This window comes from Rhodococcus xishaensis (assembly GCF_004011825.1).
Taxonomy (GTDB): Bacteria; Actinomycetota; Actinomycetes; order Mycobacteriales; family Mycobacteriaceae; genus Prescottella; species Prescottella xishaensis.
In genome coordinates this window covers 1-325 of the sequence record NZ_RKLO01000021.1, presented here as the reverse complement: position 1 = coordinate 325, position 325 = coordinate 1, and the positions used below count along the sequence as shown (strand labels likewise).

The following is a 325-nucleotide window of genomic DNA, read 5'->3' as shown; positions in this document are numbered from 1 at the left end:
CTCCCCGAGGCTTAACGCAGCCTCCCACGTCCTTCATCGGCTCCTGGTGCCAAGGCATCCACCGTACGCTCTTAAACACTTACAACAAAGATGCTCGCGTCCACTGTGCAGTTCTCAAACAACACACCCCGCCCGGAACACCGCCGACACCAGACCACCACCGAAGCAGTGCGGTCCGCCGACCATCCGAACAGGATCAGTCCTACCGTCGAGGAAACACTCACGTGTTCTCTCAGGACCCAACAGTGCGCCGATATACCACCCACCAGCCGGCCTCGTGGCCGACCGATCCGCGGATGAAGCTGTCAGTGTTCCACCCATGAGC

At 60.3% G+C, this 325-nt stretch carries 1 rRNA gene; it reads right to left on the bottom strand.

The features are described 5' to 3' along the window. Nucleotides 1-85, bottom strand: a 23S ribosomal RNA gene (locus EGT50_RS16920); the annotation flags it as partial. Nucleotides 86-325 lie beyond the last annotated feature (240 nt).